7 protein-coding genes are annotated in these 9,616 nt (G+C 40.0%); 1 reads left to right on the plus strand and 6 read right to left on the minus strand.

The window, feature by feature from the left end; all coding sequences use genetic code 11:
- The coding region (locus Q0X89_RS10910; RefSeq protein ID WP_297694039.1) for a DUF6090 family protein at nt 1-720 on the plus strand (720 nt) is incomplete at its 5' end.
- A 240-nt stretch (nt 721-960) separates the two neighbouring features.
- On the opposite strand, the gene Q0X89_RS10915 is transcribed toward Q0X89_RS10910, so the two are convergent.
- The 6 genes from Q0X89_RS10915 to Q0X89_RS10940 form a co-directional block, all read right to left on the minus strand.
- Nucleotides 961-1,533, minus strand: coding sequence for a transposase (locus Q0X89_RS10915; RefSeq protein ID WP_297694040.1), 573 nt, complete (start codon nt 1,531-1,533; stop codon nt 961-963).
- A gap of 69 nt (nt 1,534-1,602) precedes the next feature.
- Complete coding sequence (locus tag Q0X89_RS10920; RefSeq protein WP_297694042.1) at nt 1,603-3,138, minus strand: YifB family Mg chelatase-like AAA ATPase; 1,536 nt, start codon at nt 3,136-3,138, stop codon at nt 1,603-1,605.
- Between the two features lie 110 nt (nt 3,139-3,248).
- A complete protein-coding gene (locus Q0X89_RS10925) occupies nt 3,249-5,648 on the minus strand; it encodes a penicillin acylase family protein (RefSeq protein WP_297694045.1) in 2,400 nt (799 codons plus the stop codon).
- 148 nt (nt 5,649-5,796) lie between these two features.
- The gene (locus Q0X89_RS10930) at nt 5,797-7,797 is read right to left on the minus strand and encodes a cytochrome c biogenesis protein CcdA (RefSeq protein WP_297694047.1); all 2,001 of its coding nucleotides are present in this window, start codon (nt 7,795-7,797) and stop codon (nt 5,797-5,799) included.
- Entirely contained in the window at nt 7,794-9,101 is a 1,308-nt protein-coding gene (tilS, locus tag Q0X89_RS10935) for a tRNA lysidine(34) synthetase TilS (RefSeq protein ID WP_297694049.1), read from the minus strand. Before tilS ends, Q0X89_RS10930 begins: the two co-directional genes overlap by 4 nt.
- Before the next feature lie 116 nt (nt 9,102-9,217).
- Nucleotides 9,218-9,616 (minus strand): NADPH-dependent FMN reductase (locus Q0X89_RS10940; protein WP_297694051.1); only part of this gene is annotated, 399 nt, incomplete at its 5' end.

Raw genomic sequence — 9,616 nt, forward strand, 5'->3', positions numbered from 1 at the left:
AAGTACCTTAAATATGCCATCGGCGAAATTGTGCTGGTAGTGATCGGGATCCTGATTGCCCTTCAGATCAACAATTATAATGAAGCCCGAAAGCAACGTGCGGTGGAAATTCACTATCTGAAAAACTTAAAAACAGACCTTGAGTTAAACATCGCCGAACTGGACAATTATATTGCTGGTCGGAATTCCAAAATTAAATCGGCCACCAAGGTACTGGAACATTATGAAGGGAAGCCCCTCACGGATTTAAGGGATTTTACGTTCCATGCCGTCAATGTTTATGGCTGGCAGCGATTCACCCAACAAGACAACACCTTTCAGGAACTTGTCAATTCCGGGAACCTGGCGCTGATCTCCAGTGATTCCATTAAAAACGGACTCTTGGATCTTCAGGCTCTTTATAACAAACTAAAGAATGTAGAGTTGCATGTCAGGTTTGACTCCGAAACTATGATGTACAAGCCTCAGTATAGAATTTTGGACCTGAACGCAATTTTTAATATAATGATCTATTCGGATAGTATAGGACCGTCGTACAAGAATAGAACGCTTTCGAGAGCGGATTATGAGGCTTTACTGAAGGACCGGATTCAAAAGAATGGTTTTGCAATGACACGTATGCAGTTTGACAACATGAATTGGCGATTCAAAGAAATGAAGGTACAGTGTTATAAAATCATTGCAATAATTGACAGGGAATTGCAGGCTGAAAACGAATAAGACTCCTTCTTTGCTACGCTTTCTCCCAGGTTAGCGCGAGCATCATGCCCAGGGTAGCCCCTGGTGGCGCGAGCCTAAACGTCAGGCTAACTCATCCACCCCCCTGTCCAAACTCCGGTATCGAATGGCTTATGAATGAAGTTAGAGGTTAGAGGTTTGAGGTACGAGCTAAGTGGTTATCCCCTCGCTGGCGCGAGCGTCACGCTCGTGACCAAAATGCTGGTTGCTGAGTTTGATCTTTCAAAGATCCATCATGCCCAAGTGCATCCCTTTATTATCTATTTTGAGTACAGTTTCATCATCTGAATAGTTTCTTGCACTGCTGTATTTCCAATCGACGGGGTCAGTAACGAAACCTTGTTCTACAGGATTGTTATGTATATATTCAATCTTCTGTTTTAAAACCTTATTGCTCCAAACTTCTATCGGTTTATTGTGCTGCTGCCAAAACTGTCTTTTATTTACATTGCTATTTTTAAAACCTGCACGTTCCATCATCCTCAGTAACCAATCCTTTCTACTTTCTTGTACGTTTTCTTGTATGGCTTTTATGATTTTTCTGCCGGTAAACCCTTTAAAATCCCTTAGCAATCCCGAAGGGTCCTCATTATCAGATCGAAAGATCATATGAACATGACTAGGCATGAAACAATATGCAAACACCTCCATGCCTTTTTCTTTGCGACAATATGTAATGCTTTCCTCTAAAATTGAAAAATAGACTTGCCTGGTAAATACATCTATCCAATAAACCGTTGCAAAGCTTACAAAATAGGCTGCAGTTGGATTTTTGAATTTGTATTTTCTACTCATAATTGATGATGACGCTCGCGCCAGCGTATCTCCAACTAACAACTTCGTTCCTCGTCCCTCGTAATTCCACTATCCCAACCAACCTTCCCTATCCAAACTTCTGTACTGAATAGCCTCACTAATATGGTTTCCATCAATCTTTGTGGTTTTTTCTAAATCGGCAATGGTCCTGGCTACTTTCAGGATCCGGTCATAGGCCCGGGCAGAGAGGTTAAGTCGCTCCATAGCCGTCTTAAGTAGCGACAGGGAAGCATCGTCCAGTTTGCAGAATTCCCGTATTTGTTTTGTATTCATTTGCGCATTGTAGTGAACGGTTTCCATACCCTCAAATCGCAATGTCTGTATCTCCCTTGCTTCAGTTACGCGTTTTCGAATAGCAATACTCCCCTCCCCTTTGCGCTCGTCTGAAAGTTTTTCAAAAGGAACGGGGGTTACTTCTATATGGATATCAATCCTGTCTAACAAAGGCCCTGATATCTTGCCTAAATACCGCTGCATTTCAGCCGGGGAAGACGTAACAGGTGAATCAGGATCGTTAAAATAGCCTCCCGGACTGGGGTTCATGCTCGCTACCAGCATAAAACTGCTGGGATAGGTAACCGTAAAACGTGCCCTGGAAATGGTCACTTCCCTATCTTCCAAAGGTTGCCGCATTACCTCAAGTACTCCCCTTTTAAACTCAGGCAATTCATCCAGAAACAACACTCCGTTATGGGAAAGTGATATTTCTCCCGGTTGCGGATAGGCTCCACCCCCGACGAGCGCAACGTCCGAAATAGTATGATGCGGGCTTCTGAAAGGGCGTTGACATATCAATCCCATGTTTTTAACCTTACCTACCACACTATGGATTTTTGTGGTTTCCAGTGCTTCCTGCAAGGTCATAGGGGGCAGAATAGAAGGTAATCGCTTAGCCAGCATCGTTTTTCCCGCTCCCGGTGGACCAATCAAAATAATATTATGACCCCCGGCCGCTGCAATTTCCATACAACGTTTTATACTCTCCTGTCCTTTAACATCAGAGAAGTCGTGTTCAGGAAAATCCAGGTTTTTATAAAACTCTGCCCTGATATCTACATGGGTCTGTTCAAGAGGATCTCCTTTATCAAAAAAAGCAATAACTTCAGCTATTTTTTCAACACCAAATACTTCCAGCCCTTCCACTATAGCGGCCTCACGGGAGTTTACCTTAGGCAAAATAAACCCTTTAAAACCTTCTTCCCTGGCCTTAAGAGAAATAGGCAGTGCTCCTTTAATGGGCTGCAGACTGCCATCCAGTGAAACTTCACCCATAATGATATATCGCTCTAATTCCTCAGCGATAATCTGGCCCGAAGCTGAAAGAATACCAAGGGCCAGGGTGAGATCATAAGCCGAGCCCTCTTTTCTTAAATCTGCAGGGGCCATATTGATGGTGATTTTCTTCCCCGGAATTTTATACCCATTGTTGAGTAAAGCGGCTGCAATTCTGTAATTGCTTTCCCTGATAGCATTGTCGGGCAAGCCTACCAAATGGTAACCAATACCCCTATCGACATTTACTTCAACAGCTATGGTGGTTGCTTCTACTCCAAAAACGGCACTACCATAAACTTTTGAAAGCATGCTTTTGTCTCTGTACTAATAATCAACTTTTCAGTAAGAACATAGATACTATTCTTCACCGCAAAAAGACTGCAGACAAAGAATAATTCGGTTGGTAAAATATTGAAGGTTTAGTTTCCTTTATGAAAAAACTTTAGTAAAGATGTTGACTTAGTCATGATTTCCTCCTTATTCATCATCATCTTCCTGAATTTGCCCTGGACAAATAATTCTGCCTGATCCTTATAATGCGGGCTAAAGGGGTTTCCTGATTGTCCGGTGGGCAAGATACTTACACTATTCTCTATATCCGAAAAGTCGACTATACGTCTGGTTGATGGCCCTGAACTTACCTTATTCTGGCCATCTGCAGTATATGGAAAGAACATATTATTTATAACCTCCCTGGTACCGCCTACAGGAAAGGGACCCACGTTAAAAAAAGAACGGAACATGTCTACCTGTCCAATAGGATGCCCGTGTTCCAGCGTATGCACTTTATCCCAGGTCCATTGTGAACTGCTTTCTCCAAACTCGGCTTTTAAGGACTCCAGGGCCATTTTAAAGGAAGCCAGAACAATATCTTTCTTATTTTCTATTGTCTCTTCGGTAAGAGTATTATCCCACCAAACCGATTCTTTTTTAAGAGCCATAGGAGCTATAAGACGTTTGTGAAAATGAGTCGTTAAAAATTGTTGAAAGAGTTCCGGACCAAGTTCATCTTCAAAAGTATTACTTAAAAAGAAGTATACCCATCTGTGAAATATTGTGGCTTCAATACTCTTTAAATGAGAATCTCCATCCCAGGCACGTAGCTTATCCAATAAATTTATATCATCCTCACTCAACTCCCTAACATTGACGCGTTTGGTAAGATTCCTTAAAATTTCAACATTTACTGATGAGGTGCCATCCGTAATCATAATCATCATTGCATTTTTGTCCCAATCATCAATTCCGTCTAATAATTCTACAATACGTTTAGCCCTGTTTTCGGGTAAATAGTAACCGGGATATAGCATCCCTGCTATAGAATCGGGTTGGTTATTGGCTGAGTATACATAGTCCCAGGACGGATTAACTGCAGAAGGATTCTCACTAAATTCCAGAAACCTGGTAGGTTCGTAGGCCCCGCTGCTGCCATCCATAATTAACTTGGTCTGTGCACTGTCGGGCATCTGGTATAACTTTGCTGTTGCCCACCAGGCTACATTACCTTCTTTATCTCCGTACATCATGTTTAGACCCGGGGCATGTATTTTGGGTAAGGCCATCTGAAATTCTTGAATATTCCGTGCATGGCTGATCTCATAAAGTGCATCAAGTACCTTATTTTCCATTTTGGTATAAATCCAGGACATACTAATAGGCCTGTTACCTTCAATTTTATTGGATATGCTGTCCAAAATGGGTCCGTGATGTGTTTTCTTATATTTCAGGTTTACATCCGTACTATCTTTGACCTTAATTATTCTCGAAACAATTTCATAATTCTCCCAACCTTCTTTGGTTTTGTATTGGGTACTGTCTGCCGGGTTTGTTTCCTCATAATAAAAATCCACATCATCATTTTCAAACATGGTAACCCCATAGGCCAGATTTCTATCATGACCCAATACAGGGAAAGGTATGCCGGCCATATGATAACCATATTTTTCGTAGCCAGGGACGCTAACATGAGCTTCGTACCAAACAGAGGGCTGTGCAAAACCTATGTGAGGATCATTGGCAAGAATCACTTTACCTGATTTTGTTTTTGAAGGTGCTACTACCCAGCTGTTGCTCCCTTCCAATTGAGGTAAAGGTAAATTTGCCAGGGCCTTTGAAATGGAAGCCACCATTTGAGCTTCTTTTGAATCCTCAGCTGCAGACTTATAATTCTTTATCCATTCCGTATTTTTATCCACTTCAATTTCCAGGTCCTTAAGGTATTCGGGACCTAACTTTTTATTTATAGTTGTTAGTAAAGGATCTGTTTTTTGAGCCATAGCAAAGCTAAACGCCATATAACCAATAGAATTATAAACATCCTTGAGGGTAAATGGTTCCTTATTGATGCCTGTAAGGTAGAATTCAACAGGAGTGGGTCCGTCTTCTATAAATTGATTTATCCCATCCAAATATGCCTCAGTAAGCTGTATTGTCTTGTTTGTACGATCACTTTTTTCCACAGTTTTTACAGAAGCCTCATCTATACCCAGGGAAAGAAAAAACTTATCTGTTGTTATTAATTTAGAACCAAAAACCTCCGAAAGCCCGCCACTTGCTACCCTTCGTAACAATTCCATCTGCCAGAGCCTGTCCTGTGCATGTACATAGCCCAGCGCTCTAAACGCATCCTCTTTATTTTGGCCATAAATGTGAGGTATGCCATAGAAATCATAGTAGACCGATACCGAATCAGACAGATTTAATAATTGTTTTTCACCTTCATATTCCGGTTTCAGGGTTTGAATGAAGATGTACGAAGCCAGGACCAAAAGTCCAAGCACAAGCAGTAAGATAAGGGAGATTTTTTTAATTTTTTTCACAAGTAAGTCTTTGAGGTTTAAAGATAAAAAAATAGAACCCTAATTAAATTATTAGTGTATTTTTTTTGATCCGCCCTTTATAAATGGCACCCAAAGATTATGATAGAATTTTGTGCTAAAAAAGATGAAGCAACTAGTAGATTATAGTTTATGGTATTGTACTGGTTAATTCCCCCTTGTTTAGGTCCTCAAATTTTTTAAGCCCAAGCTTTAACCAGGTTCTATACGTTTCGCTATCGGCATTTTGAATAGAAGAATTCAGGACTTCCAGATCAGGCGATAAGAGCACATAATAAGGCTGAGAAGCCGCTCCAAAGTTTAATGTTTGAAAAGTACCCCACTTCTCTCCAATAGATTCAATACTTTTTACCCTTCCTGAATCAAATTTATAATTGAACCTTTCACTTTCCGGCAAGTATTTCCTATCGTCAATATATAGGGAGATCAGCACATAATCTTCATTGAGCATCTCGTAAATATCGGGTTCACTCCAGACATTTTCTTCCATTTTTCTGCAGTTAACGCAGGCCCATCCCGTAAAATCAAGTAAGATGGGTTTATTTTCTTTTTTCGCATAGGCCAAACCTTCTTCAAAATCTTTGAAACAATTAAGTCCAAGCGGACAATTATTATCTTTTTCCACAACAGAGTAAAAATCGGGAGGTGGAAATCCGCTTAATAATTTAAGGCTGGTAATATTAAAAGTACCTAATACCAAATAAATTGTAAAACCGGTAGTTAAAAGTCCAATTGTCTTTCTGGTTTTTGATAGCTTTTGTCTCGGTCCTTCATGAGGAAACCGAATTACACCAAATAAGTATAAAGCCAGGAGAACAAAAAGCAATATCCAGATTCCGAGGAAGATTTCTCTTTTGAAGATTCCCCAATTCCCTACCAGGTCGGCATTCGATAAGAATTTAAAGGCCAGGGCCAATTCCAGAAATCCAAGAAATACCTTTACTGTATCCATCCATCCGCCGGATTTAGGCAAAGAGGTTAACCAGGCAGGAAATAATGCAAATAAGGCAAAAGGTAAGGCCAGGGCCACCCCAAATCCCAACATTCCTGCTGAAAGATTATTGGCTACATCGCCTTCGGCCAAAGTGGTACTCCCCAAAAGGCCCCCTAAAATGGGTCCGGTACAGGAAAAGGATACAATGGCCAGTGTTAATGCCATAAAGAATATTCCCAGCCCTCCTCCTACCTTGGAAGAAAAGCTATCCATTTTAGTGGACCAGGAACTGGGCAATGTTAATTCATAATACCCGAAAAAAGAGAATGCAAAAAAAACAAACACCAGAAAGAAAGCTATGTTCAGCCAGATATTTGTAGCTATTGTATTCAAAATTTGTGGATCTACCGAATCAAATAAATGAAAGGGCAGGCTTAGCAAAAAGTAAATCAAAACAATGTAGAAACCATATAAAGACGCCTGAAAGATCCCTGAAGTTTTCTTTTTTGTATGTTTCGTAAAATAGGATACTGTTAATGGAATCATTGGAAAAACGCAAGGTGTTAACAGTGCAATTAACCCGCCCAGGAATCCAAGACCGAAAATCATCCAAAGGCCAGAACCTTTATTAGGGTTGGTATCATCTGCCTCTTCAAGGAGTTCTTTGTTCTTTAAATCTAGTTTTAAAGCTGAGCCCAGAGCAAGGCTTCTCTCATCAATGGCTTTTTCTTCTATAACAATACTTTCCCCTGTCAGGGATATTCTAAAAGTGTGCTCTTTCGGGATACAAACTTCCTTACAAGCCTGGTAGAATAACTCCACATCTATTTGGGACACCGCTGTATTCAGTAGCTTGATTTTTTGTGTAAAGACTGCATCTTTTATAAAAAATGTCTCATCTACCTCAAAAATTTCACTGTATTCGGTCACCGTTTCACTTTCGGAAGCGGTTCCTATCAATTCATAGTCTTCACCACCTTTAAGAAAAGTAAACTCACTGGGCAAAGAACCATTCTCATCAGTAAACTGAGAAAAGATATGCCACCCGTCTGCTATTTTTGCTTTGAAGATTAATTCGTAATCATTTTCAGCAAGTTTGTTTACTTCATATGACCAAATTACAGGGTTTTCCTCGTCCTGAGCAAAACCAGGGCTGATAAAGAACAACAGTGTAATAAACGCTAAAACTAATCTCATTCCGTAATGCTAAATTTTAAAATACTTTTTGTTTTCGAACTTACCTTAAAACGGTCGTCTGCCCTCCGGCCTATGACCCATACTATATCGTCCCCTGAACATAAAAGCCATTGCCTTTCCTTGGAAATCAGATCCATCTTTTCATCTTTGTAAAACTTTGAGACCTTTTTTCTCCCTTTCATTCCAAAAGGGTAAAAGTAATCTCCTTTTTCCCATTTCCGAATGCTTAGCTTATGGTTTAACGTTTCTTTATCAACATATAGTATTCCATTGGCGTACTCACCCATCGTGTCTACCTCTTCAATCTTCATACGAATAGGTTCGGTAATAGTTCCCGGAGCAGCATCGATAACAAATTTTTCAACCATTGAAGGATAAAGGGCCTGTAGTAAAAGATGCTCACGATCTTTAATTAGTCTATGCGTACTGGAGCGAATTTCTTTTCCACTGGTGGCATTTAACAGTCCAACGACATCATTCCACTCTTTAAAACCATATTCCTTAAACAACTCATACATATAAGTCTTTATGGGATCTAATTTTAAAAGAGACGTTATGTAGACTTTAATTACATCGCCCTGTTGCTGAAAAAGTTTGCGTCTTAATTCATCTATATAGTCCTTTAAAAGCGCTGCGCTTCCTTGTAAGTTTGCGAGCGTGGATTCAAAATTATGGAGAAACCCCGGATGTAATTCCTTTAATTTTGGGATAACACCGTATCTGATTTTATTCCTCAAATACCTGGTCTCACGATTACTTTTATCCTCGCGCCAGCCAATATTTTTAATTTCAGCGAATTGTTCGATTTGTGACTTGGAAAATATCAATAGTGGCCGGCTGATCTTTGCTGTTTTCGCAGGAATACCGGTTAGTCCTTTTATGCCGGTTCCTCTGGACAGGTTAATGATAAAAGTTTCCAAATTATCATCTGCCTGATGTGCCGTAACCAGGGTTTTTATTTTGTGTATAGTCATTATTTCTTCAAACCAGCGGTACCTAAGATCCCTGGCCGCCATTTGAAGTGAAACTTTATTTGTATTTACATAACTAACTGTATCAAAATCTTTTATGTATATTTTTTTTCCAAGTTTCCTGGCCATATCTTCTACGAAGAAAGCATCCATGTCACTTTCAGAGCCACGGAGCTGAAAATTACAGTGAGCAATAGAGAAGTCCATTTTATTTAAAGCACATAAATGGGTTAAAACCACACTATCTATACCGCCACTGCATGCAACCAAGAAGTGGTTTTCAAAGAGTTCCGGAAAATTTACAGCAATATGTTCCCTAAATTGATTTAGCACCTTGCAAAATTAGTCAAAGTTGCAGCCGCAACCAATATTTTCCGGATATCTGTGAAAGATCTGTTTCTTGAACAGGAATATTACTACTCCGGAAAGATGAGTAGTAATAAAATCTCTCAGATTTTGGACAAGAACTCATTCAGGGCCTGGCGATGACTTTCTGAAAGGTCTTCATCAAGAATGCCCTTATCCTCATCAAAATTTTGGTGAAAAGAAGGTAATGAATAAGTGGCGCAGACATTGGCCCCAAACCTGGGCAATAATTTTTCAATGATTTCCAGAGAACCCTGTCCACCGCGTTTACCTGGTGAAGTAGACATCAGCAGTACTTCGGTATCTTCCAAAAATTTTCTTTCGAGACGAGATAGCCAATCCAGAACATTTTTAAAATATGCAGAAGGGTTGCTATTATGTTCATTTACAGAAATAATGACCCCTTTTGCTTTCATAATATCGTTACGTAATTCAACCAGTGAATTAGAAAAGCCCATTTCCCGCTCATTATCCTCACTATA

The sequence above is a fragment of the uncultured Eudoraea sp. genome (assembly GCF_947258525.1).
Taxonomy (GTDB): domain Bacteria; phylum Bacteroidota; class Bacteroidia; order Flavobacteriales; family Flavobacteriaceae; genus Eudoraea.

Excerpts from the sequence above, each read along its gene's own strand:
- Q0X89_RS10915 (WP_297694040.1), bottom strand. The coding sequence starts at position 1,533 with ATGAGTAGAAAATACAAATTCAAAAATCCAACTGCAGCCTATTTTGTA.
- Q0X89_RS10920 (WP_297694042.1), bottom strand. The coding sequence starts at position 3,138 with ATGCTTTCAAAAGTTTATGGTAGTGCCGTTTTTGGAGTAGAAGCAACC.
- Q0X89_RS10930 (WP_297694047.1), bottom strand. The coding sequence starts at position 7,797 with ATGAGATTAGTTTTAGCGTTTATTACACTGTTGTTCTTTATCAGCCCT.